This is a genomic window from Erythrobacter rubeus (genome assembly GCF_014705715.1).
Taxonomy (GTDB): Bacteria; Pseudomonadota; Alphaproteobacteria; order Sphingomonadales; family Sphingomonadaceae; genus Erythrobacter; species Erythrobacter rubeus.
The window spans coordinates 293521-317616 of the sequence record NZ_JACXLC010000001.1 but is presented as its reverse complement, the minus strand read 5'-3'; the positions used below and the strand labels follow the sequence as shown (position 1 = coordinate 317616).

Annotated in this window: 23 protein-coding genes and 1 tRNA gene; 11 read left to right on the top strand and 13 right to left on the bottom strand. The window is 60.4% G+C overall.

Features of this window, described 5'->3' with window-relative positions; translation table 11 throughout:
* Positions 1–2: 2 nt before the first annotated feature.
* From IB285_RS01660 to IB285_RS01645, 4 genes are all read right to left on the bottom strand, one after another.
* Positions 3–2201, bottom strand: a complete 2199-nt coding sequence (locus tag IB285_RS01660) for a TonB-dependent siderophore receptor (RefSeq protein ID WP_199803320.1) — start codon at positions 2199–2201, stop codon at positions 3–5.
* Between the two features lie 6 nt (positions 2202–2207).
* A complete protein-coding gene (locus IB285_RS01655; RefSeq protein WP_190786536.1) occupies positions 2208–2564 on the bottom strand; it encodes a MerC domain-containing protein in 357 nt (118 codons plus the stop codon).
* Position 2565: 1 nt separating this feature from the next.
* Positions 2566–3159 carry a DUF1826 domain-containing protein gene (locus tag IB285_RS01650; RefSeq protein ID WP_328705903.1) on the bottom strand — a complete coding sequence of 198 codons (594 nt, stop codon included), beginning with the start codon at positions 3157–3159 and terminating at the stop codon, positions 2566–2568.
* A gap of 242 nt (positions 3160–3401) precedes the next feature.
* Positions 3402–3492, bottom strand: a tRNA-Ser gene (locus IB285_RS01645).
* A 454-nt stretch (positions 3493–3946) separates the two neighbouring features.
* Here IB285_RS01645 and IB285_RS01640 point away from each other — a divergent pair.
* The gene (locus tag IB285_RS01640) at positions 3947–4987 is read left to right on the top strand and encodes a peptidylprolyl isomerase (protein WP_190786534.1); all 1041 of its coding nucleotides are present in this window, start codon (positions 3947–3949) and stop codon (positions 4985–4987) included.
* Complete coding sequence (locus tag IB285_RS01635) at positions 4980–5297, top strand: DUF1905 domain-containing protein (RefSeq protein WP_190786533.1); 318 nt, start codon at positions 4980–4982, stop codon at positions 5295–5297. Before IB285_RS01640 ends, IB285_RS01635 begins: the two co-directional genes overlap by 8 nt.
* Positions 5298–5326: 29 nt before the next feature.
* On the opposite strand, the gene IB285_RS01630 is transcribed toward IB285_RS01635, so the two are convergent.
* Complete coding sequence (locus tag IB285_RS01630; RefSeq protein WP_190786532.1) at positions 5327–7417, bottom strand: RelA/SpoT family protein; 2091 nt, start codon at positions 7415–7417, stop codon at positions 5327–5329.
* Between the two features lie 245 nt (positions 7418–7662).
* Between IB285_RS01630 and IB285_RS01625 the strand changes: the two genes are divergently transcribed.
* Positions 7663–10947, top strand: a complete 3285-nt coding sequence (locus IB285_RS01625; RefSeq protein WP_190786531.1) for an autotransporter domain-containing protein — start codon at positions 7663–7665, stop codon at positions 10945–10947.
* A gap of 73 nt (positions 10948–11020) precedes the next feature.
* On the opposite strand, the gene IB285_RS01620 is transcribed toward IB285_RS01625, so the two are convergent.
* Together IB285_RS01620 and hemF are read right to left on the bottom strand one after the other, a co-directional pair.
* Entirely contained in the window at positions 11021–11371 is a 351-nt protein-coding gene (locus tag IB285_RS01620; protein ID WP_190786530.1) for an I78 family peptidase inhibitor, read from the bottom strand.
* Complete coding sequence (gene hemF / locus IB285_RS01615; protein ID WP_190786529.1) at positions 11371–12225, bottom strand: oxygen-dependent coproporphyrinogen oxidase; 855 nt, start codon at positions 12223–12225, stop codon at positions 11371–11373. Before hemF ends, IB285_RS01620 begins: the two co-directional genes overlap by 1 nt.
* 45 nt (positions 12226–12270) lie before the next feature.
* Here hemF and pdeM point away from each other — a divergent pair, with 45 nt between their 5' ends.
* From pdeM to IB285_RS01600, 3 genes are all read left to right on the top strand, one after another.
* The gene (gene pdeM / locus IB285_RS01610; RefSeq protein WP_190786528.1) at positions 12271–12978 is read left to right on the top strand and encodes a ligase-associated DNA damage response endonuclease PdeM; all 708 of its coding nucleotides are present in this window, start codon (positions 12271–12273) and stop codon (positions 12976–12978) included.
* A gap of 325 nt (positions 12979–13303) precedes the next feature.
* The gene (gene infC, locus IB285_RS01605; protein WP_190786527.1) at positions 13304–13822 is read left to right on the top strand and encodes a translation initiation factor IF-3; all 519 of its coding nucleotides are present in this window, start codon (positions 13304–13306) and stop codon (positions 13820–13822) included.
* A gap of 180 nt (positions 13823–14002) precedes the next feature.
* A complete protein-coding gene (locus IB285_RS01600) occupies positions 14003–15550 on the top strand; it encodes an SLC13 family permease (RefSeq protein ID WP_190786526.1) in 1548 nt (515 codons plus the stop codon).
* Positions 15551–15718: 168 nt separating this feature from the next.
* Here IB285_RS01600 and IB285_RS01595 read toward each other — a convergent pair whose 3' ends face one another.
* A complete protein-coding gene (locus tag IB285_RS01595; protein ID WP_190786525.1) occupies positions 15719–16456 on the bottom strand; it encodes a DNA/RNA non-specific endonuclease in 738 nt (245 codons plus the stop codon).
* Between the two features lie 253 nt (positions 16457–16709).
* Between IB285_RS01595 and IB285_RS01590 the strand changes: the two genes are divergently transcribed.
* On the top strand, positions 16710–18026 hold the full coding sequence (locus IB285_RS01590) for a cystathionine gamma-synthase family protein (RefSeq protein ID WP_190786524.1): 1317 nt from the start codon (positions 16710–16712) through the stop codon (positions 18024–18026).
* Between the two features lie 35 nt (positions 18027–18061).
* The gene (locus tag IB285_RS01585) at positions 18062–18895 is read left to right on the top strand and encodes an SDR family NAD(P)-dependent oxidoreductase (protein ID WP_190786523.1); all 834 of its coding nucleotides are present in this window, start codon (positions 18062–18064) and stop codon (positions 18893–18895) included.
* Positions 18896–18907: 12 nt separating this feature from the next.
* Here IB285_RS01585 and IB285_RS01580 read toward each other — a convergent pair whose 3' ends face one another.
* Positions 18908–19378, bottom strand: a complete 471-nt coding sequence (locus tag IB285_RS01580) for a winged helix-turn-helix transcriptional regulator (protein ID WP_190786522.1) — start codon at positions 19376–19378, stop codon at positions 18908–18910.
* 114 nt (positions 19379–19492) lie between these two features.
* Between IB285_RS01580 and IB285_RS01575 the strand changes: the two genes are divergently transcribed.
* A complete protein-coding gene (locus IB285_RS01575; RefSeq protein WP_190786521.1) occupies positions 19493–19984 on the top strand; it encodes a nuclear transport factor 2 family protein in 492 nt (163 codons plus the stop codon).
* Between the two features lie 7 nt (positions 19985–19991).
* Entirely contained in the window at positions 19992–20390 is a 399-nt protein-coding gene (locus tag IB285_RS01570; protein WP_268888659.1) for a DoxX family protein, read from the top strand.
* Here the strand turns inward: IB285_RS01570 and IB285_RS01565 are convergent.
* Positions 20387–20920 carry a J domain-containing protein gene (locus tag IB285_RS01565; protein WP_190786519.1) on the bottom strand — a complete coding sequence of 178 codons (534 nt, stop codon included), beginning with the start codon at positions 20918–20920 and terminating at the stop codon, positions 20387–20389. The two genes, IB285_RS01570 and IB285_RS01565, sit on opposite strands and share 4 nt — an antisense overlap.
* Positions 20921–21106: 186 nt before the next feature.
* Between IB285_RS01565 and IB285_RS01560 the strand changes: the two genes are divergently transcribed.
* A complete protein-coding gene (locus IB285_RS01560; RefSeq protein ID WP_190786518.1) occupies positions 21107–21271 on the top strand; it encodes a hypothetical protein in 165 nt (54 codons plus the stop codon).
* Between the two features lie 18 nt (positions 21272–21289).
* Here the strand turns inward: IB285_RS01560 and pal are convergent, their stop codons facing one another.
* Genes pal through IB285_RS01545 form a run of 3 tightly spaced genes read right to left on the bottom strand, consistent with a single transcriptional unit; the run spans position 21290 to position 24093 of the window.
* On the bottom strand, positions 21290–21817 hold the full coding sequence (gene pal, locus IB285_RS01555; protein WP_190786517.1) for a peptidoglycan-associated lipoprotein Pal: 528 nt from the start codon (positions 21815–21817) through the stop codon (positions 21290–21292).
* 60 nt (positions 21818–21877) lie between these two features.
* Positions 21878–23296: a Tol-Pal system beta propeller repeat protein TolB gene (tolB, locus tag IB285_RS01550; protein WP_190786516.1), complete on the bottom strand. Its 1419-nt coding sequence runs from the start codon at positions 23294–23296 to the stop codon at positions 21878–21880.
* Positions 23293–24093, bottom strand: a complete 801-nt coding sequence (locus tag IB285_RS01545; protein ID WP_190786515.1) for an energy transducer TonB — start codon at positions 24091–24093, stop codon at positions 23293–23295. Before IB285_RS01545 ends, tolB begins: the two co-directional genes overlap by 4 nt.
* Positions 24094–24096 lie beyond the last annotated feature (3 nt).

Sequence of the window (24096 nt, the reverse complement as noted above, 5' to 3'; positions counted from 1 at the left end):
TATCAGAATGAGAACCGCGCCGAGACGCGCGCGGTCGTCGGCGCGCCGGGCTGAACCCACACGTCGGCGAACGAGTTGGTGAAATAGGTTTCATCAAACAGGTTGTCGATGTCGCCGCGGATGGTGAAGCCGTCTGCGATTTCAATTTCTCCGAACAGTCCAAAGATGGTGTAATCCGGCAAGAAGAAGTCGAAGCCGGTAAAGCCCAGACGCTCGCCAACATGGAGCATGCGACCGCCAATCGTCACAGGCACGTTTGAGACATCGAAATCCTGGCTAACCAAAATGCTGAGCTGGTTCTCAGGTGAATTGATCAGCGGATCTCCGGCTTCGATCAATGCTCCAAAGTCAGCGTCGGGCTGTGTGGTCTGGAATTCCGCATCGGTGTAAGCGTATGACAGGAAGAAATTGAAACCGCTATCGAAGGCGAGGTTAACATCGAATTCGATCCCACGGCTCCTCGCTTCGCCCGCATCGATCGAGAAGAATCCTGCTGCCGTCGCCTCGGGACTGTCATCATTCACGAGGATATTGCTCTGATCGACTTGGAATGCTGTCAGCGTGACGATGCCCTGTACATTATCGAGATACGCAGCAAGGTCAGCCTTCACGCCGAATTCAAACGAGTCAGTAACGTTCGGAGCAAATTGATTGCCCTCAAAGGTCGATCCCGTTTGCTGTCGGAAGCCCTCGCCATATGAGGCATAGAGGCTGACGCCGTCATCGACCTTGTAGACCGCGCCGACTTGCGGAGAGAAACGGTCATCGTTGGTGGTGATTGTGGTAACCGGATCAGCGCGGAGATTGGTCAGATCCTGTTCGAAATCATCGAACCGTCCGCCGATGCGAATTTGCAGGCGATCGGTGATGTCGATCTGGTCCTGGATATAGATACCAAAGCCCTCGAGCACTTCTTCACGGTCTGTGTTCGGCCCTGGCGTGGGTATCGGGAACTGGCCGTAGACCGGATTAAAGGCATCGAGAAAAAGATACGTCGCTGGGTCGAGATCGGACACCGCCGTACCATCGGGAATGAATGGCGGACGGAAGCGTAGGATGAAAAGGCTGTTCTCGAACCGATCGTAGTCTGCGCCAAACAGCAATCGATGGCGAAACGGACCGGTGTTGAACTCACCTGCTAGCTCAGCGCGTGCGACGAAGTATTCTGAGTCAAAGTCACGGAAGCGGAAGAAGCGCGAGATCGTCTGTCCGTCGATAAAGAAGGTCTGACGACCAGCAAAATTGTTCTCTGATGCGTTGCCAATGAGCTCGGTTTCGCGATAGCCGACACCGGCGAGCAGGCTCCAACTGTCAGAAAAGTCGTGCTGCAGCTCAAACTGGTGGCCGAGGACTTCGGTTTCGATCGGGCCGTCCCCCGGCTCTCCGGTAAACGTTCGAATGGGGCTGAAACCGAACTCTTCAGAAAAAACGACACCGCGATCGAACGGGATCTCCTGATCCGTGTATTCTAATTCGTAGGTCGCTAGTGTGTTTTCACCAAGGCGCGCGGTAATCGATGGATATATGCCAAACCGCTCAGTCTCCACGGTCTCGCGAAAGCTGCCGGCATCCTCATAAAAGCCAGCGATACGGACACCCACGTTGTCGCTCAATGTCGTCTGTAAGTCGATGTCCCCGCGATAGAAATCAAAGGCACCGCCTTGAAACTGCACGTAGCCGGATGTCTCAAATTGCGGCCGTTTGGTAATTAGGTTGATAGTCCCGCCCGGTTCGCCGCGACCGTAGAGCGCGGACCGTGGCCCTTTGAGAACTTCGACCGCCTCAATGCCGGAAATGTCGCGCGGACCGCCAAATCCACGCCCAGCGTTAAAGCCGTTAAGCAAAAAACCGCTGGGCAAATTGATGTCGCCCTGAAAACCGCGCACCGAAAACGAGTTCCAAAGCCCGCCAAAATTGTTCTGCCGTGCAACCGAGGCAGACAGATCGAGCGCTTGATTGAGATCTAGCGCATTGGAGTCACGCAGCAGGTCTTCGTCAAGGATTTGGTCCGCATTGGGCGTTTCAAGCGGCTCGAAATCACCGCGATAGGCACGTCGACCAATAACGATCATCTCGTTTTCAATCGCCTCCGCCTCTTCGGCAGTCTCAAAATCCTGGGCAATAGCCGGAGCTCCGGTGGCACCGAGGACGAGAAACGAAGTGGTTACGAGAAGCCGATTGATGCGCATGAGAAATTCCATTCAGGATCAGTGATTTCGATAAAGTCGGAAGAGGTGTGCTCCGGCCAAGAGCACTGCTCCTGAAACCGTCGGAAGGGTTTCGTCGAAACCGAGCGGCTCGGCGACCAGCGCGAGCAAAAGCAGGGCAACCCCCGTAGACGCTGGAAGCACGAAGGAGGGCTGGCGCGCGCTGTGCGCTACGGAAAACGTCATGATCGCAGCAGCGATGGCGAGCGAAGTGAAGAGCCAGTGAACCCACTCCGCATCCGCCACCAATCCGAGAAACGGCATACTGATCGCGGCCAATGGCAAAACGGCGCAGTGCACCACACAGATCAGGCTAAAGCCGATTGCGGCCTGATCGATCTTCGCGGTGCGCGCCACGTCAATCCTCCTCGGGAGGGTTGAGGACCAGAAGCAAGCGCTTCTCGCCGGTTCCATCAATCGGAGGCGAGCGGTGAATGGCTGGTGTGTCTGTCGCGAGCTTGCCTTTGAAAATGCCTACGTTGCCCGGAGACATCGAGTTGATATTCCGAGGCTCGTCGCCTTGCTTCATTCGGGCAGCATCCTGTTGACAAAGCCATTGCGTGCCCGACCCGACATAGGTGGTGATCAGGCGGGCCTTCACATAGTCGGCATGCCATTTTCTGCAGGAGTTTGTTGTGACGACCTCAAGTCTGACTTCCACCTCGGCGAGGCCAAGTATTGCGCAGTAATGGTCTGCTAAAACGGAAACGTCAGCGATCAATTCGTCTCGCTCGGCTACGTCTGCATACCCTGCACTAGCGAGCTCGTCGTGCTGCCGTTCGCGCAACTGCAACGGTGCTGCTCGGAACCTAACGTCGCGAACATCACCCGACAGAAGGTCCTCGAAAGGACGATGCGACTTCCGCTCCCAAATTGCCAGATTGCAGGCAGGATCGAGAACGTCTCGCAGGATGTTGGAGGACGCGGAAATCGCGGCTGAGAATTGGAGCACTTCGGACACTTAGCTCTGCGACTGGAGAAAACGTTACAACGTATCATGCCGCTAGAGGAATGAAGCCTCGCTTGTAAATAGCTTTCTAGCTTTTCCGCTGTTCCACTGTTCGGTTTGGGATTGGTTTCGGGCCGAATAGACGCGCTGTTAGATGCGCCTGTTATAGCTTGAGACGCACGAACCGGCCTATCCCTCGGGCTTGCGTGGACGACCTGAAACTAGAGACGGGCGCTCAAGATAGATGGCGGAGCGGGTGGGATTCGAACCCACGATACGGGGTTACCGTATACACACTTTCCAGGCGTGCGCCTTCGACCACTCGGCCACCGCTCCGCATTCTTGTTCGCGCTGCCGCTTGGCTACTCGAGCACGGCGGCAGCGAGGCAAGAACCGGCGCGGATAGCGATGGATGCGGCTGGAGGCAAGGCGAACCGTACTCCGGCGGCGTCAGGGACCGAAAAACATGCTATACCGAGTCGCATTGGATGGCGCTGCGCGGAATGGCATTCCCTGCGAACGCTGTCACAAGAGCCCCTTTTCGCCCTCGAAAACGTGCGAGAAGGGGTTTTTGTTGGGCGTTTCTGCCGTTCGCTTCAAGACGCTGGACGCGAGCCATCGGGCTCGCTTGGCTTCCCCGCGGCAGCGGCAAAGCGCAGTCGCGCTTGCGGCGCGGCGCGCAGGGTGGCGTTCCTTTCCGGGTTTCCTCGCTCATACGACCTACAGGTCGCATCGCTGTGGGCGGGCGGTCGCCCTTGCGGCGCGGCGCGCCGGGTGGCAGACCTGATCTATGAAAAGAACGCTCCTTACCGCTGCTGCGGCGCTCTCGCTTTCCCTGCCCGCTTCTGCCCAGGATGAACCGGAAGGTGCACCCTCACCCAACCAGATCGTCGAAACGGCCTCGCCCAATGAATGGGTCGCGATCGACGCGGAGGACCTCCTTATCATGACGCTTGCTCCCGATGCTGATGGGAGCGAGCGCCAGGTCATTATCCAGCTGATCCCGGGACCTTTTTCGCAAGGCTGGGTAGCAAACATCCGCAGCCTCGCTCGCGCGCACTGGTACGACGGGATTTCGGTCAACCGCGTGCAGGACAACTATGTCGTACAATGGGGTCATCCCGGATACGACAACCCCGAAAGCGGCGAGGCGGATACGAAGCCATTACCTGATGGGCTGAAAGTGATGAGCGACGAAGACTATGTCGTCCAAGGTCTTCGCAACCGAAACTGGAGATCGCTTCATTGGTTGGTCGCGCACGGCGAAGATCTACGCAGGCGATCTGACCCGGACCTCTCGCCTTCGATGCCCGCGTCCATGCGCACGGCGCCCGACAGTTATGGTGCGGAGCCGGGAATTTCAGGCGGGTTCCCGATTGCGAAGTTTGCAGGCAACAGAGGGTTCGGGCCGGTCCATTGCTACGGCATGGTCGGCGTTGGTCGCGGATATTCGCCCGACACCGGAAGCGGCGCGGAGCTTTACACCGTTATTGGTCATGCCCCGCGTCATCTCGACCGCAACATCGCGCTGGTAGGGCGCATCATTGCTGGAATGGAACACCTCTCATCGCTGCCGCGCGGGACAGGTACGCTCGGTTTCTACACCGAGGACGAGGCGGAATTGCGCACGCCGATCCAGTCAACAAGAGTGGCGAGCGATTTGCCTGTCGCTGAGCGCCCCGCCTTCGAATACCTGTCGACCGAAGGCGATACGTTCGCCCGGTATGCAGATGCGCGTGCCAATCGCCGCGACCCTTTCTTCATAGTGCCTGCCGGCGGAGCGGATATCTGCAATATCCCTGTGCCTGTCCGCTCGGCGACAAGTGAGTGAGAGCCTCACCGCGCGCCTGCCGCTGAAGCGTTGGCAGGGCGACCGCGGCACCTATCATCTCGTTGTGCTCACCGGGGCCGCGGCGGAGACTGTCGCCATGCATGCGCGGCTCCACCGGCTGGAATTCGGCCGCCAGCGAGGCTTCGGATCGGTCAAGGTCGTCGCGCATGTGGGCGATACCACTTGGAAAAGCTCGGTATTCCCGCAAAAGCAGCAGACCGAATGGGTGCTCCTCATCAGCAAGAAAGTGATGGCGCGTGAAGACCTTGCGGAAGGCGACGCGGTAAACCTCGAACTGGAGCTGCTTTAGATTTTCCGCACAAACCAGACGCGATAAAATCAGATCCGCTCTGCCTGTGCGACTGCGTCGCTCGCTCTCAGGGCGCTGATGATGCGATTGAGGTGCGCCAGATCCTGCACCTCTGCATCGATCTCGTACGAAGTAAACGGATGATCCAGCTGGGTCTGGACGAGGCTGGTGACGTTGGTTTTGTTCTGAGCGAATATCCCGGCCATTTCCGCCAGCGTCCCCGGCCTGTCGTAGAGCGTGACCGATAAACGACCGACTGCGCCGTGCGATCTCTTGCCCCATGACAGGTCGAGCCAGTCGGTGTCGACACCGTTGGCAAGCTCAAGACAGTCGATAGCGTGCACCAGCACGGTTTCGCCCTTGCGCCTGAGGCCGACGATCCGGTCACCCGGCACCGGGTGGCAGCAGGTCGCGAGCTCGAAAGCGACGCCCGGCGTCAGGCCCTTGATCGAAATCGCCCGCTCGCGCACCGACCACTCTTCGTTTTCATCGAGGTCCGCAGTGCAGCCTGGGACGAGCGCTTCCATAACCTCCCGGTCGGTCAGCTTTGCCGACCCGATGGCAAACATCAGGTCCTCGGGACCCTCCATATCCAATCGTTCGATGGCAGCGCGGATCGCCTTTCTACCGATGCGAGCCGGGACACGCGCGGCGATTTCATCGAACAGCTTGGACCCGATCTGGGCGACCTCCGCCCGCTCCTTCAGCCGCACAGCGCGGCGGATCGCGGCCCGAGCCTTGCCGGTTACGACAAAGCCGAGCCACGAGAGCTGCGGCTCAGCGCCCGCTCCCTTGATAATCTCGACCACATCTCCGTTGTTGAGCGGGGTTCTCAGCGGCATGTGCCGCCCATTGATCTTCGCGCCCACCGTAGCGAGACCCAGGTCGGTGTGCACGGCAAAGGCGAAATCGACCGAGGTCGATCCCTTGGGCAGCTGGAACAGCGCGCCTTTCGGCGTGAAGGCGAAGATACGGTCCTGATAGATCGCCAGCCGGGTGTGTTCGAGCAATTCTTCGGCGTCGTGGCTTGCATCGACAATCTCGATGAGATCGCGCAGCCATCCGACTTCACCATCGGCCTTGTCATGCTGTTTGTAGGCCCAATGCGCTGCGAGCCCGAATTCGTTGCGCTGGTGCATCTCGCGCGTGCGGATCTGAACTTCGACCCGCATCGAATTCTCATACATTAGCGAGGTGTGCAGGCTGCGATAGCCGTTGTTCTTGGGCGTCGAGATGTAGTCCTTGAACCGCCCGGGCAGGAACTGCCAAGTCGTGTGCAGGATGCCCATGGCGCGGTAGCAATCCGCCTCGTTCTCGGTGATGACGCGGAACGCCATGATGTCGGTCACCTGCTCGAAGCTGACGTGACGCTCCGACATCTTTTGCCAGATCGAAAAGGGATGCTTTTCGCGGCCCGAGACCTCGACAGTCATCCCCGCTTCGGCAAGCGCCTGTTTGATCTTCAGCGCGATCGCATCGACCTGCCCGCCGTCCTGACTGCGCAATTGCTCCAGCCGCTTTGTGATGGTGGCGTAGGCTTCGGGTTCAAGCTCGCGGAAAGCCAGAGCCTGCATCTCGCGCATATATTCATACATGCCCACCCGCTCGGCGAGCGGCGCATAGATATCCATCGTCTCGCGCGCGATGCGCTGGCGCTTCTCCGGCTTCTTGATGAAGTGAAGCGTGCGCATGTTGTGCAGCCGGTCGGCAAGCTTCACCAGCAGGACGCGGATGTCCTCCGACATGGCGAGCAGGAACTTGCGCAGGTTCTCCGCCGCCCGCTCATTTTCAGGCATCGCCTCGATCTTGGAGAGCTTCGTCACGCCATCGACAAGGCGCGCGACATCGGAGCCGAAATTGGCCTCGATGTCCTCGATCGTGACCAGCGTATCTTCGACAGTATCGTGCAACAGGGCGGTGATGATGGTCTGCTCGTCGAGCTGCAGATCGGTCATCAACCCGGCGACTTCGATCGGATGCGAGAAATAGGGATCGCCGCTCGCGCGTTTCTGAGCTCCGTGCTTCTGGACGGTGTAGACATAGGCGCGGTTCAGCGCCGCTTCGTCAGCGTCAGGATCGTAATCCTTGACCTTTTCTACGAGTTCATACTGGCGGAGCATCCTCTCGAATATGTGCGCAGCGCGCAGCGGGGGCAAGCTTTTAGGCGAAGTCTGGCGGTCCGTTTCTGTATCGAAGGACCATATCTTCTACGCAAACCCTGTTAGCTTACACAAAATGACTGCAAATTAATTGGTTAGTGCCCTTTCCTTGCGTTCAGAATTTCGTAATCTATCGCCTTGGAGGGGCATACTGGCGAGTCGTTTCGCCGGAATTTCTCCTCTGTGTATCTAATGAGGGGACTTTCATGAACACGACCGCACGTCGCAGCGGATTGCTCGCCGCTGCATCCGCACTTTCTCTTGGTTTTGCCAGTTCAGCTTCGGCTAACGAGCTTGGCAATTCGGATACCGGCACGCAGCCGGTGGGCGGGATCGATATTTCCGCAATGCTCGCAGAGAGCGCGGCGTCGACCGTCTCGCTCAATCCGGGAGATTCCGAAGACTCCCCGGGTATCGTCGTGCGCGAAGGGTTCGATCCGAACCAGTTCCCTCCCGATGGCATCCTCGATCCGGAGAATATCAACGGCATCGGCCAGATGATCATCTGGAACGGCGATGGCACCGTCGGCACCTGCACCGGCTCGCTCGTGAACCCCCGCATGGTGATTTTCGCCGCGCACTGCGTCAACAGCCGCCCGCAAGAAGCATACGGCGCGGCCGCTGGCGGCGTGCCGATTTCATTCGGTTTCCAGAACGACACATTCGACGGGATCATAGGCTGGCTCGAGAGCGGATTCACCACATCCGTGGCGAACGCGTATTATAATGCCGAGCACATCTGGTACGACCGGCGCTCCGCGGAAAATCCATTCGGGGACTTCCTGAGCGCGGATGTAGCCATTGCTACTCTCGATACGCCTGCATTCGACATCCCGACTTGGGCCTTGCTCTTCACCCCTCTCGATGGCCAAGAACACGTCACGGTAACCGGCTACGGCAACACCGGTGTCGGTACCGAAGGGTCGGTCAATTCAGGTGGCTTTCGTCGCCGCGCCGCGGAGAACTATGTCTCCTTCCTCGGCTCATTCGATGATCGCGACGGTTTCCTGTTCGGCGACGAGCCCGGTGCGCTCCCGCAGAACCTATACTGGACGAGCTTCACCGACCCCAGCGGGACTTACGATCCGGACAACGGCCAGTTCGATTTCCGTCTGTTCGGTGACGATGATGTCGCCCTCCCCATCGAAGGCAGCACAGGCGGCGGCGATTCCGGCGGCCCGCTGATCGTCGATCAAAAGTACGACATCCCGGTCGTGGCTGGCGTGCTGTCCGGCGGCTCCCGCTATTTCGCTGATCAGCCCTTTGGCAGCTATGGAACACACTCCTTCTATCAGCCGCTGCATGCGTTCTGGGACCTGATAGTCGCCAACAACCCCTATGTGTATGCGACAAATAAGGCCGGTATTGGCGAGTGGACCGATCCCGATCACTGGGTGCAGGCAATCGATCCCAATTACGTGATCGACCTCGATGGCGAACTTATCAACCGTCTTCCTGACGCGCGCGGCGCTGGGATTACTGGCGACGGCGCGAAATTTGGTGAGCTCTGTTTCGACAGTCAGTTCTGCACCCCGGTTGAGCAAGACGCGGTAGTCGGTTCGGACGGGGAAGCCCTGCAGGTCGAAAACGGTCCGGGTACGGAGAACTTCGTCCCTAACAACGTAGTCGGCATCCCGGGCGTTCAGCGTCCGCGCTATTTCGACGTCACCCTGTCCGCCATTGGCTCGACCACACTGCGTGATGCGGACATCGAAATCGACCGCCTCACTGTAAGCGGGCTTACCAAGTTGAACATCGCAAGCAGCGGGTCGCTTACTACGCTGGGTGACTTCACCCAAATTGCCGGCTGGACCAATGTTGATGGTATCCTGCAGGCGCGCGAGTCATTCCTGCTAACGGGCTTCCTTACCGGAAGCGGCACGCTGGTCTCTCCATTCGTAACGACCGGATTGACCGCCATCGTCCCCGGAGGCGCCAACAAGTTCGGCACGCTGACTATCGATGGCAACCTCATCATGACCTCGGGAAGCTCGCTCTTCATCGACGCGAGCCGCCGCGGGTCTGATACACTTGCTGTTACCGGCCTTTTGTCATTGTCCGATCCAACGGACGCTGGAAGCGTGGGGCCGACGCTCGTATTCAACAAAGCTGGCCGTGCACCGCGTCACGGCGACGTCGTCACCATCGCTACAGCCGGTGGCGGGATCGAAGGTACCTTCGGCAATATCGCCAGCTTCCAGGGCGTACTTCGTCCGGAGCTGACCTACGGCGAGAATGCCATCACCGCAGAGCTGCGTGCAGGTGCACTTGTCGATATTATCGGTCGCAAGAGTCGCACGGCCAGAGCTTTTGCCCAGGCTCTCGATCAGCTTCGCGACGGGTTTTACGACAACCTCTACGATCTGTACGGCGTGATCGACGTGATGGACGGCGCCGCGCTGACGGCAACGCTCGACAGCCTCGCTCCGAGCAACATTTCGAGTTCGACCATACTGCAAAACCGTCAGAGCCAGCTGCTGAGCTTTGCGGTCAATGATCGTCTCTCGATCATGGGCAGCGGCAAAAGCGGCTCGCTCGCGATCGTGGGTGCCCCCGAAGCGATGCGGATGGGTCTCGCCTCGGCGACCGGCAATCGCGACGTCCGCATGGGCGTTACCGATCTTACGCCGCGTTCCGGCGCATCCACTCCGCTTCCTGAAGGGTTCTCCGGCTTCATTTCCGGCGGTGTCTTCGGCTCAACCGATGGCAATTCGGCTGGGATCAATGGCGGCGGCCAGTTCGGAAACTATTTCGGAATGGGTCTCGAGCGCAGCGTTTCCGATCGCGCGAGCTTCGGCATCGCGCTCGGCTATGCTGAGGGCAGCGAGCTGATTGGCTCGTCGGAAAACCGGTCGCGCACAACGCAGGTGTCGGCCTACGGCGCATACGATCTCGGCGGAAACGCTTATATCGGCGGCGTAACCACGCTTGAGACGATCGATCTCGATACGCAGCGCGACGGGTTCGACGGTGTCGCAGCGCGGCAACTCAACGGCGCAAGTTCGATGAGCCGCTATGCCGTTTCTGCCGAAGCGGGCGTCAACGTGCCCGTGATGAAGGGCGTCACCTTCACCCCGCGTGCGCAGCTCTCCTACGACCGGCTGAACCTCGGCGGGTATCAGGAGCAGGGCACGCAGACCGCACTGGCGATCGATTCGCTCGCGATGGAATCCGTCACCGCACGCGGCGGCTTCAAGCTTGCCGGGCAGCATCAATTGCGCGGCAACTGGTCGATTACGCCTGAGCTGCGTGCCGACTACGTTCGCCGGGTCGCTGGAGGGAATGACGATCTGACCGTGCGGTTCGCAGCTGCGGACCAGGTCGGCATCGTCCTGCCGCTGGCAATCGGTGAGCAAAGCTGGAGCGAAGTTCGCGGCGGCGTAAGCGTCACGAACGGTCAGTTCAGCTTCGGCGCCGGGTTCGAAACTGCCATCGACCGGAACGCCTTCCGCGATGATCGCGCAACGGTTGAGGTGGGCTTCCGCTTCTAGGAATACTGCCAATCAAGCGGGGAAGGGCTGCGGAGCAATCCGCGACCCTTTCTTTATGAGGGCTCAACGATCCCTATCCGCAATAGGCGCGGGTGATGCGATTGTCCTGATCGAGCTCGATCGAAAGCCTGCCGGTTGCGCCCTCGGCGGAGACGGGCTCGCCCACGGGCAACAACCGCAAGGACAGCGCCCCGCTTGTTGCCTCGATTTCGGCCAAGGTCCGAGTGGTGGCCTCACGCCCGACAAATTGTTCGAGACTGTCATCCGTGCACGCTCTGTTGGCGCGCAGGAACTTCTCGACCGCCTCTTCGCCGCCTTGCGCGCGCGCAGTGGTAGGCGATGGTTCGGTTGTGGAGCAGCCGGCGAGAGCGCCAGCGAGCAATAGCGAAAGCACGCGCCCCTTACAGGTGCCCGCCGCGCGCATCAGCTCCAGGTCGCTCGCGGCGGCAAACTCATCAGAATCGCGTCGATATTGCCGCCGGTCTTGAGGCCGAAAATCGTACCGCGATCGTAGACCAGGTTAAATTCGGCGTAGCGTCCGCGATATTCGAGTAACTGCGCCTCATCCTCGGGTGTGAAGTCGCTCTCCATCCGCTTGCGTACGAGCTTGGGATAGATCTCGAGAAATGCTTTGCCCACATCCTGCGTGAACGCAAAGTTGCGATCCCAGGAAGGATCGTCATCACATTCGAGATGGTCGTAGAAGATTCCGCCGACACCGCGGTGAACCTCGCGGTGTGGCAGGTAGAAATATTCGTCCCCCCACTTCTTGTAGCGATCGTAATAGGTCGGGTTGTGCGCCGTGCAGGCCGCGCGAAGCTGCGCATGAAACGCCTCGGTGTCGTCCGCATAGGGGATCGGCGGGTTGAGGTCCGCGCCGCCGCCGAACCACGCTTTGCCCGTGGTTAGGAACCGCGTGTTCATGTGGACCGCGGGCACATGCGGGTTCTTCATGTGCGCAACCAGCGATATGCCCGTCGCGGTAAAGCCGGGATTTTCGGGATCGGCACCGTTAATATTGGCCGCGAACTCTTTCGGGAAATTGCCGCGCACGGTCGACACGTTCACCCCGACTTTTTCGAACACCTTGCCTTTCATCAGGCCCTGAGTGCCGCCGCCCGGGTCATCGTTGCCCTCTTCTTCGCGGCTCCACGGTGTGTAGGTGAATTGAGCGTTCGAGCTCGCTTCGCGCTCGATCTCTTCGAACGCAGCGCATATCTGATCGCGCAGGCTTTCGAACCAGCCGCGCGCTCTTTGTGTGTAAGGTTCCCAATCCATGAATGACCTCTTGCCAAAGCCGCCAAGCCACGGCAAGTGAAAGCCATGGTTCCCGTTTCGTTCGCCCCTCTCCCCTTTGCCGGGGAGGAGCTTGTCCTGATGAAATCGCACGGCGTTTACTGGCCGCGCGAGCGCGCCCTGCTGGTCGCCGACCTGCATCTGGAAAAGGGCAGCTGGTATGCGAGGCAAGGCCAGATGCTCCCCCCATACGACAGCCGTGAGACGCTGGAGCGGATTGCCGACAGCGTGAAAGCGACAGGTGCGCGGCGCGTGATCACCTTGGGCGACAACTTCCATGATGACGCGGGCACGGACAGGCTCGATCCCCATGCCACCGGCATGCTGGAGGCGCTGACGCGCTCGCTCGACTGGGTGTGGATCACCGGCAATCACGACGAAGAGATGAGCCGCGCGTTCGGGGCCACTCTGGTCGAGGAGCTGGAGCTTAACGGCATCATCCTTCGCCACGAGGCGAAACGCGGCGAAACGCGGCCGGAGCTTTCGGGCCACTACCACCCGAAAATGCGCCTCAAAGTGAGAAACCGCCACATCGCCAGACCGTGCGGCGTCCTCAGCCGCACGGCTGGTCAGGGAGACCGGATGATCCTGCCAGCCTTCGGCGCCTACACCGGCGGAATGGATGCAGGCTCGCTGGAGATTTTGCGCGCGCTCGGCCCGGCAAGCGAGATCGACGCGGTGCTTCCGGCAAAGGGCAAATTGGTGCGCTTCCCGCTTTTTCGCGAGGCGGCTTAGTTTGCTTTCCGCACGCCATCCGGCGTGCGATTTCCTCGCGCTTACGGCGCTGCGGGCGGGCGGTCGCGCTTGCGGTCGCTACGCGCCCGTGCTCCGCGACGAGATAGCAATGTAATGCTGGCTCGACGCCGCAGGCGTCGCGAGGCCGACTGGCCGTCGCCGCTTATGCGGCGGAAGCCAAGCGAGCCGGATGGCTCGCGCCCGGCGCTTGAGGGCGCAAACAAAAGACTCCCCTAGCGTTTCGCTCTCGAAAACCTTACATAGCTGGCGCAACCCAAAGGCTTTCACAGGAGATTCCCACATAGCCCGTCCACCTCGACGTTCGATGGCCCCGCCCACTAAAAGCGGCCCTCGCTACGATCAGTTTATTCAAGTCCCCAAGGTCCGCGTTATCGATGACGAAGGCGAAAACCTTGGTGTGATGTTCACCCGCGAAGCCGTCGAGCAGGCGCAGGACAAGGGTCTGAACCTTGTCGAAGTCTCGCCCAATGCCGACCCGCCGGTGTGTAAGTTCCTCGATGTCGGCAAATATCGCTTCGAAGCGCAGAAAAAAGCCAATCTGGCGCGCAAGTCGCAGAAAACGCAGGACATCAAAGAAGTCAAAATGCGTCCCAACATCGACACGCATGATTACGACGTGAAGATGCGGAACGTGAACAAGTTCATCGACAATGGCGACAAGGTAAAGGTCACGCTGCGCTTCCGCGGGCGCGAAATGGCGCACCAGCACCTCGGCATGGACCTGCTCAAACGTGTTCAGGAAGATGTCGAGGAAATCGCCAAGGTCGAAGCGTTTCCGCGCCTCGAAGGCCGCCAGATGCTGATGGTGCTCGCGCCGAAATAAGCGCACAGCGATCCGGATTTTTGAAGGCGGGCGTCCTCTGGGTTGCCCGTCTTTTTCGTTTGGAATGATCGGGATGGAATCGCGGCCATCAACTGGTGACGAATGCTCCACCGCAGCTTGCCGCCCTGCGTTCTTCACTGATACGCCCACGTACATGGGATCAGAGGGAAGCACACCGTCATGACAGCGCGCCGGATCGGCCTGTTTCTCGGCCCGCTGGTCTTCGCGATCACGATGCTCACGCCTGCTCCGGCTGGGATGAATGCGGAGAGCTGGCTGGTCGCCGGCCTCGTTATCTGGATGGCGACATGGTGGATGACCGAAGCCATCCCGCTCACCGCAACCGCCCTGCTCCCTTTCATTTGGCTCCCGCTCGGCGGAGTGATGAGCGCGCGCGATGCCGCCAGCGCGTATTACGCGCCGATCCTGTTCCTGCTGCTCGGCGGCGCGTTCATCGCGCTCGCTATTGAGCGCACCGGATTGCACAAGCGGCTGAGCCTCGCGATCCTCAAGACCATCGGGACGGGAGGTGGTCAGACCCGGCTGCTGCTCGCCTTCATGATGTCGGCGGCGATCCTCTCGATGCTCATATCCAACACCTCGACCGCGCTGATCATGATGCCGATGGCGCTCGCTGTTTTATCTGGCGGCGCTCCCTTGTCGGGTGCGGATCGGTCATCCGACCGACCCTTGGCCGCGGCCACCCGCGCCCTCCACCCTTCCACCCGGAGCCTACCGGGATACAATCCGGGTGGAAGGGTGGAGGACGCGGGTGGCCCCGGTGCGAGCGAAAGCGAGCCGCGGCAAGAAGGCATCAACGCCGCGCTTCCGATGGGCATCGCATTTGCCGCGACTATCGGCGGGCTCGGTACGATTGTCGGCTCTCCGACCAACGGGATTGCAGTCGCCCTGCTCGACAGCATGATCGGCCTCGAAATCAGTTTCGCTCGCTGGATGGCATTCGGATTGCCGATCGTGATCATCGGCGTCCCGCTTGCCGCATTCATCATCAGCCGGGTGCAGAATATCGCAGCGCACTCCTTCGACATCGAAGCAGCGCGCGCCGCGATAGACGATCACGCGCCGTGGTCGCCTGCCGAGAAGCGGCTGGTCCCCGTCGTCGCCGTTACGTTCTTTTTGTGGACCACGCGTTTGTGGCTCGCGCCCTACTTGCCGGAAAACAGCTGGACCGACGGCACTATCGCAGTGATTGCCAGCCTCGCCCTGTTCCTGTTGCCGGACGGCACCGGACGTCCGCTGCTGGTCTGGCAGGAGGCCAATCGTGCGCCGTGGGACGTCATCATGATGTTCGGCGGCGGCCTCGCGCTAGCAGCGGGTATGCAGGCGAGCGGACTTGCCGAATGGCTCGGCAATGCGCTGCTCCCGCTCGAGACGGTCCCGCTGGTCCTGATGGCACTCGCAATCGTTGCGATGGTCGTTCTGATCACCGAATTCGCCAGCAACGTCGCAACCGCCAGCGCTGTCATTCCGGTGGTCGCGAGCCTCGCCGCCGCTCTCGGACTGGGCGAACAGGCAATCCTTATCGCGATGCCCGCAGCGCTCGCGGCGAGCTGGGGTTTCATCCTGCCCGCCGGGACCGGACCCAACGCCATCGCCTGGAGCACCGGGCGGCTGAGAATCGAAAAGCTCGTTCAGGCCGGGATCGTGCTCGATATCATCGGTATCGGTATGATCGTTGGGATGGTCTGGATGATCGCGTCTATTTGATTCTCGCACCCCAACCGGGGCGCGATATCCTCGCTCACGCGACCTTTCGGTCGCATCGATGCGGGCGGCCTTGCTGGTGGCCTTTTGGCCAGCTGCGTCTTCGACTTCGCTTCCGCCCTTGCGACACCTTCGGCGTCGTTCAACTCCAGAATTCAGCGGCCCACTTGCTCACCACATCGATCCTGTGCGCGACTTCGCGGTGTGGAGGTCCTCGCGCGAGATCCGGTCCCAGAACCGCCCGCCGACCATTTGCTCCGCATCGTAGGTCTTGACGAGGAAGCTATCGAGATCATCGGTCTGCCGCTTGTTCGGTATCTCGAACGTCCACAGGCGGAAGCGCCCGCGCTTGTTCTCCGCCAGCACGCTTTTCATGAATGCATGCGGCACAGGAACGCTGATTCCGAAATCTTCCTGCTCCTTGCCGATGCGTTCGACCTTTTCGCCGAAATAGAACACCGGGCAGGTCAGCACGTAGGTTTCCAGCGTGCTCGGACGTGCATCCAGTTCGCGGATTTCGTTTTCCAGCCTCGCCCAGATGCCGCGATTGAATTGCGGCTTCATGGGAGACATGTTGGACAGCAGGAACGTCTCGGAATTCTGGATGTCCTGTAAATCCTGGTTGGCGCTCGCGACAAGATGTCCGCGATCAAAGCCGCTGCCTTTGTAAGCTTTGAGGCCTGCTCGGAACCGTTTGGGAATACGGGTATCGGCGCGGAAATTGTCGAGCCGTTCGACCATTGCCATCTCGTTCACCAGCTCGCGGTCGCGATTGATGATTTCGAGCGTCCATTTCGCCTGCCGGAAATACCACGAATAGCCGATGGAGAAATGCCGCCCCGTCAGGATCTGGTCGCAAACCGGCGCGCCGTAACGCAGCTCGCGCTGCATCTGGAAAGGATCGTTCACGGACATCGTTTTCCCTCCGGCCAAAGCGTCGGCCATGACCATTGCCGGTCGCTGCTCCCCCCGAAGATACACGCGCCGCGGCCTATGCAAAACCAGCAAGAACCCGTTGCAACTGAAACCAGTTCTCGGTAGTTCCGAGACTAACAAACGGCCCGTGCGGAGAGGCGCTTCTGCGGAGGTTAGGAGCGGGTGCCTGGCGGTCCGATAATTGGCTCCAGCCTTCCTTGGAGCGTTGTTCAGGAAGGATATCCGCATGACGGACGCCATCGATGCCACCGACACCCCAACTCCGCGCCGCAAACCGAAGCCCGAAAAGACGAGCATTGGCGGGCGCGAGCTGAAGCCATCCACGCTGATGATGGGGCACGGCTTCGATCCGGTCCTGTCCGAAGGCTCACTGAAACCGCCGATCTTCCTCACATCGACCTTCGCCTTTCCCAGCGCCGCGGACGGAAAGAGGCATTTCGAAGGCATTACGGGGCAGCGCGAAGGCGGCGCGGAAGGCCTCGTCTATTCGCGCTTCAATGCGCCGAACCAGGAAATCCTCGAAGATCGTCTCGCCATCTGGGACGGCGCGGAGGACGCGCTGAGCTTTTCCAGCGGTATGACCGCCATTTGCATCCTGATGCTCGCCTATGTCAGCCAAGGCGATGTGATCGTGCATTCGGGGCCGCTCTATGCCGCATCGGAAGGCTTTGTCTCGAAGGTTCTGAGCAAGTTCGGCGTCAGCTACATCGATTTCCCGGCAGGTGCGACGCGCGAAGAGCTCGAAGATGTTCTGAAGCGGGCGAAGAAGCAGGCGGGAGAAAATGGCGGCAAGGTCGCGATGATCTACCTCGAAAGTCCCGGTAATCCGACCAACGCGCTGGTTGATATCGAAGCAGTCAAGGAGGCTCGCGATGCCAACCTCAAGTGGGATTGCCCGATTGCCATCGACAACACGTTTCTTGGGCCGCTGTGGCAGCGCCCGCTCGATCACGGTGCGGACATCGTTGCCTATTCGCTGACCAAGTATGTCGGCGGTCACTCCGACCTCGTGGCAGGCTCGATCGCGGGTGCGAAGAAATGGATGGACCCGGTGCGCGCACTGCGCAACACGATGGGCGGAATCGTTGATCCCAACACAGCGTGGATGTTGCTCCGCAGCCTCGAAACCGTGGAGCTGCGCATGCAGCGCGCGGGCGAGAACGCGGCGAAGGTGTGTGCTTTTTTGAAGGCCCATCCGAAAGTCGATGGTCTAGGTTATCTCGGCATGATCGAGGATGCGCGCCAGCAGGATATCTATGATCGGCACTGCCTTGGCGCGGGCTCTACCTTCAGCGTCTTTATCAAGGGCGGAGAGGCGGAATGCTTCAGGTTCCTCGACAACCTCACCATCGCCAAGCTCGCGGTCAGCCTGGGCGGCACGGAAACGCTGGCCAGCCACCCTGCCTCGATGACGCATCTCTCGGTGCCCCATGCGCGCCGCCAGCAGCTCGGCATTTCCGATAGCCTGGTGCGGATCAGCATCGGCATCGAAGACCCGGACGATCTGATCGCCGATTTCGAGCAGGCTCTGGAACACGTCTGAGGACTGGCCTACTCTCCCGGCCAAGGGAGAGTGAAATGCCAGACAGAAAGCCTGTATTCCTCGTCATCGGAGCGGGGGCCGGGATCGGTGGGCACGCCGCCATGCGATTTGCCGCGGGCGGTTACCACGCGGTGCTGGCCCGCCGATCCGACGAGGAGAGCCTTGGCAGGCTGATCGACCGGATCGAAGCGGATGGCGGCAGTGCCACCGGCACGCTGCTCAACGCCGCTGAGGACGGGTCGATCGAGGAACTGGTCGAAAGGGTAGAGCGCGATATCGGGCCGATCGAAGCCGCGCTCTACAATCTCGGCGCGCAGATCGGTAACCGCAAGCTGCACGACACGCCGCATCGCACATTCGAGCTGGGCTGGCGGCTCGGCTGCTTCGGCGTCTACCGGCTTGCGCACGCCATGTTTCCGGCGATGGTCGAGCGCGCAAAGAGCGGCAATCACGGCACGCTGCTCGTCACTTCGGCCACATCGGCGGTTCGCGGGAATGCCGGACAGCACAGCCACGCTGCGGCGATGGGAGGGCGCAGGATGCTGTGCCAGACGCTGAATGCGGAATTCGGGCCGCAAGGGATCCACGTGGCGCATATCTTGGTCGACGGCGCAGTCGACGCCCCCGACACCTTGGGCAAGCTGCTCGGCGACAAGTTCGAGGCATTCAAGGCAGCGAAAGGCGAGCAAGGCGTGATCGACCCCGCCGAAATCGCCGAGACGTACTGGCACCTGGCCCAACAACCGCGCAATTGCTGGACTCATGAAGTCGACATCAGACCGTGGACGGACGTCGCGTGGTGGAACGACAATCCCAATCCGGAGATCGATGCAAGCGGAAAGGGTTTCGCCGGACCGAAGGGCGGTTAACCGCGCCGCCTCTCAACCGACTCGCCAATCGATGTCCTCCGCCGCAATAGGCTTCCCGCACTTGTCGCATTTGAGGACTGGATGGAGCTCGTGCCCGCAAACCGTGTGTATCAAGGAAATCGTGGGTTCGGCATTTTGCGCAACCCAGTCATCGCTCCATTTCATCAGCAGCACGATCGCTGGATAGAGCGCCTTTCCCTTCGCTGTCAGGACATATTCGTACCGGGGCGGGCGCTCACAGTAGGGGTGTCGGTCGAGCAATCCGTCCGCGACCATCCGCTTCAACCGCCCCGTAAGGATACTTGGCGAAGCCTTGGTATTACGCAGCATCTCATCGAAGCGGCGGACACCGAAGAATGCTTCGCGCAGTATCATGAAGGTCCATCTGTCTCCGACCTGGGACAGCGCCAATTCGATAGGGTCATCTTTCGGCCTGGCCCCAAGCCCTGGTTCGGATGAATGACGGGCTGAACTCTTTTCCATTGACACTTTCATTTCGATAGTTACTTCCCTGACTACTGATTTGATAGTAACCTCATCGCGCGAGCATCGCAATGCGCGGCCATCATATCTCCCATTCTGAAAGGGAAATTGACTATGCTGAAATTCGCCCCGCTCATCCCGATCACTCTTGCGATCGCTCCGCCGGTGTTCGCCACTGAGGCCGCCGATCACGATGCACTGAACGGCGTGGTCATTCCGATGTTCGATGCAGTGCTGGCAGAAGATATCGAACGGGTTGAACCACTGCTTGCCGAAGATGCTCGGATCCTTGCGATGTTCAATCCGACCGGAAGGACGGGAGAAGGATCACCCCGCCAGTTCCCTCTGCTGACCTATTTCAAGATCGTGACGGAAAACTACGATAACATCGCTTTCGTCAATCGCACCTACAGCATCGCTGATGACGGGCGAACAGTGTGGATGGAAGCGGATGGCGATCTTCGCGTGGCAGCCACCGGCGAACCATATCGCAATGCCTACGTGTTCAAAGTCTCAATCGACGACAACGGCAAAGTCGCCGAGATCAAGGAGTGGGTGAATACCGTCACGCTCAATCAGCAGGGTATCCCTGCCGGTAGCGATTAAGCATGCCATGACTTTGAGCGGAATACTCCTTCACATAGGACGGGTTGCATTGGCGGCATTTTTCGTCCTAGCCGCGGTCAACAAGATCATGAACTTCGACGCGACGACCATAGGAATGGCCGAGGTCGGGCTTGAGCCTGCTGCGGTTCTGCTGCCGATGGTAATTGCCCTCGAAGGTCTGGGCGGGTTGTCCATTGCGTTGGCCCACCGACGTGCCTGGATATCTGCTGCTGTGCTCGCCGTTTTCACATTGGCTACGAACGCTTTTTTTCACCGTTTCTGGGAGCTGGATGGGCTGATGGGACAGCTTGAGCTATCGCTTTTCTTCAAGAATGTCGCGATCGCTGGCGGGCTGGTTTACATCTCAGCGCACCTATATCGCCATAGCAATCGCTTGGAAAACTAACCCCGCCACTCGCGCCGTTCTTCGGCTTGCCGCAGCACTTCGTAGGACACCTGGATCGCCTGGAACTGCTTGGCAGCTTCCTCGTCGCCCGGTTTCACGTCGGGGTGAACCTCTTTCGCCTTGGCGCGGTAGGCTTTCTTGATCGCGGGGTAATCGGCATCGGCCTCCAGCCCCAGCACCTCCAGCGCCATCATCTCGTCGGCGCTCCTGCTGCCATCGCCAGAGCCGGTCCAGCCGTAATGCGAAGCCTCGGCATAGCCTGAGCTTTCCTGCCGCTCGGCCTTGGCGCGCTCGGCCTTCTGCTCCTTGTCGAGCCCTTCGAAGTAATCCCAGCCCTTATTGTATTCGGCCGCGTGCTTCTGACAGAAATACCACCGGTCGGGGCTGTTGGGCGACTTTGGCGCTGGACACAGCCCCGGCTCCGCGCAGCCGTGACGGTCGCATTCACGCTGAGCCACCGCTTCGCGAGAGCTGTCGTAGGAGCGCCAGCGCGGGAAACCCCAATCGTTGGATCGACGCGCGGCGCTCATCGAATGCACCGTGGGACAAGGATGGGGGGAATGCAGTTGGTCGAAAGTATCACGCGGTCAATCTAGGTCATGTGGTGCGGAAAGCAAAGGCAACGCATGGAGGGGAACCAGTTGCGAGATGAAATGTTGCATTGCAACAGTTCGTTTACGAGAAGGCACCTATAGGCTGCCGACAAAGAGAGAATGATGAGCCAGCAAGTCGCCCTTTCCAGCCTATTCAGCGTGCTCGCGCTTGCGAGCCTGTGTCTTGCTGCGGCCAATGGTCAGTTCGCAAATGCCGGCGATGCTCCGCTCTCGATCAGCCAGCCCTACACAGTACAGGCCGAGCTTTCGCCCGGCCTGCAAGGGTAATCGAAGAGCCTCAGCGCGTCAGTTTATGATGACGCTGGCGGCGCGGCGGTTCTGCGCCCATGCCGCTTCATTTGAGGCAAGCGCCACAGGGCGCTCCTTGCCATAGCTGATAGTGCGGATGCGGTCTGTTCCCACACCCAGGCTGACCAGGTAATTCTTCGCCGCATTTGCGCGGCGCTCACCCAGTGCCAGGTTGTATTCGCGCGTGCCGCGTTCATCGGCGTGCCCTTCGATCGTGAAGGTCAGCTGCGGGAACTGCGCGAAATACTGCGCCTGCTCCTGCAGGGCGGCGGCATCCGAGCTGTCGATGTTGAAACGGTCGGTATCGAAATAGATCGTCGTGGATGAACCGACAGCGTTTTCGAAGTGCTGCTGACTTCCGACGACCGGTCCACTCGGCTGAGCGGTCGTTTCCGCTGGCGCCTCGACCGGAGCGGGCGGCGGCGGGAGCTCCTCTGGCGGCTCTTTGGAGCACGCGGCGAGCGTCGTGGCGGATGCGGCGACCAGAATCGCGGTGCGGAGCGGGGTTTGGGGGATTGAGTTCATTAGCGTCATCCTTTCAGTACGGGGCTGAGTTCCCCTTCAGGAGGTAACAATTCAACGCATTCAGGGCCGGATCGGTCCCCAGGCGGGGTCCGAGGCATCGACAGGCGTAGGGAGCCTGCGTTCGTTCCGGCCTGTCAAGTCGACTTGCCACAGGCCAGAGCGTCCCGTGTTCCGCTCTGTGCGGAAGAACTGGATGATCCGGCCATTGGGCGCCCAGGTCGGGGCCTCATCCTGCCATCCGTTCGTAAGGACACGAAGGTTACGCCCGTTCGGGCTCATAACCGAAACATTGAAGTCACCGGCAATGCGAGTGAACGCGATCTGATCGCCGCGCGGGCTCCATTCCGGCGTCGCGCAGCGTCCGCCGAAGAAGGTGATGCGGCGCTGGTTCGATCCGTCCGCATTCATGACATAGCATTGCTGCGAGCCCGAACGATCGCTTTCGAATACGATCCGCGATCCGTCGGGCGAATACGAGCCGCCGATGTCGATCCCGGGCGTATCGGTCAGGCGTGTCACCTGCCCGCCTGTGACGGGCACACGGTAGATATCGGTGTTGCCTGCTACAGCCATCGAAAAGAGGATGTGCCTGCCATCGGGTGACCAACGGGGGGCGAGCGTCGGGTTGCTATTCTCCGTCACCAGCTGCTGCTGACCGCTGCCGATATCGTAGACATAGATGCGCGGATTCCCGTCGACATAGGACAGGTACATGATCTTGGAATAATCCGGTGAGTAGCGCGGGGTGAGCGCGGTTGCGCTGCCCAAGGTTAGGAAGCGGTGGTTCGCACCGTCGCTATCCATAACCGCGAGGCGCTTCACCCGCTTGTCCTTCGGTCCTGTCTCCGCGATGTACGCGATGCGGCTGTCGAAGAACGGGTTTTCGCCGGTCAGCCGGGCGTAGATGAGGTCGGAGCATTTGTGCGCGGCGCGCCGCCAGTCTGCTGGAGGGACGACCCAACCTTCGCGCACAAGCTCATCCTGAAGCGCGACGTCGTACAGATAGCACCCAACGACGAGGCGATTATCATCGCGCGCGCGGACATAGCCGTGCACAAGCATTTCCGCCCCGCGCCCGCTCCAGCTGCCCCAGCTTGGCGCGGTGATCTGGCCGAAGCTCGGCTGCGGCAGGCTGTCGGGTCCGACTGGCTTGAACAGGCCGTTATTGCGCAGGTTCGCGGTGATGACGCGCGCCACTTCGCGCCCGAGTGCTTCGGTGCCGCTCGCATTCGCCGGGGTCGGCTGATCGCGGTCGGTCGCGAAAGCAGGAATTGCTACACCAATATCTGCCCAGTCGCTTTCATCGGTGACGGTAAAGGTCAGCCCACCCTCTTCCGCCTGTTCACCGGATGCCTCGACACCGGTCGTTTCGACGGTGCCGCCCTCACCCAGCGGTTCTCCCAGATCCTCGCTTTGCGCAAAGGCCGCGCTGGAACAGGCGGCAGCAAACAGGGACAGGGCAAAAAAGGTCGTTTTCATCGTGACAGGTTCCTATCGAAGCGGGCGCCGCGGATCGACTTCCACGCATTGTAATATTCGTCAGGCAGGTCGAAGGGTGCGGCGAGTTGCACGGCGCGGATTGCGCGCTCGGCATGAAGTGACTTCTGGGCGCGATTGGCAGCGTTTTCGCCGCTCTGGCGCAGTACGCGTGGACGGCCTTTTAGCGATCCATCTTCATTGAGATCGAAGGCAAGCTCGGTCACCAGCAGTTCGGCATCCACACCATTGGGCGCGTTCCAGTGCGGACGGATTTCCCGCACGATGGCCTGAATGATCGAAGCCTTGGCGCTCGGGCCGATTTCCGATGCAGGGATGCGGGCTTCGTCGGTCGATGTCGAGCTGCCGCTGCCCGGCAGGAAATCGCTGCCGATCCTGCTCCCACCACCGCTGGTTGTAGTGCGGGCGGTGTCCTGATTGCGGTTCGTCCGGGAGCGGTCGGGCGTGGGATTGGCAGGCGCGCTGGTCGTGCGGGTGGTCGCCGGCGGTGATGGCGGCGGGGTTTCCGTAGCCGCTTCGGCCGGGTCTGTTTCAGGCTCCGCGCCCAGTTGCTGGTCCAGTGTTGGGGCGATTGCCGCACGGCTTTCCGCCACGGGATCGGGTGCGGTCGCTTCGAGCCCGATATCGCTCGCGAGGCTGACGGTCATGCGCTCGGGAAGGATGGCGCCGTCATCGCGCACCGGCTGCAGGACGAGCAGCGCCACCACGCCGATATGCAGCGCGATGGCGACGGGTATCGCAACCCGGTCTTCGCTTCGCAAAAGAGCAGTCTCTCCCATACT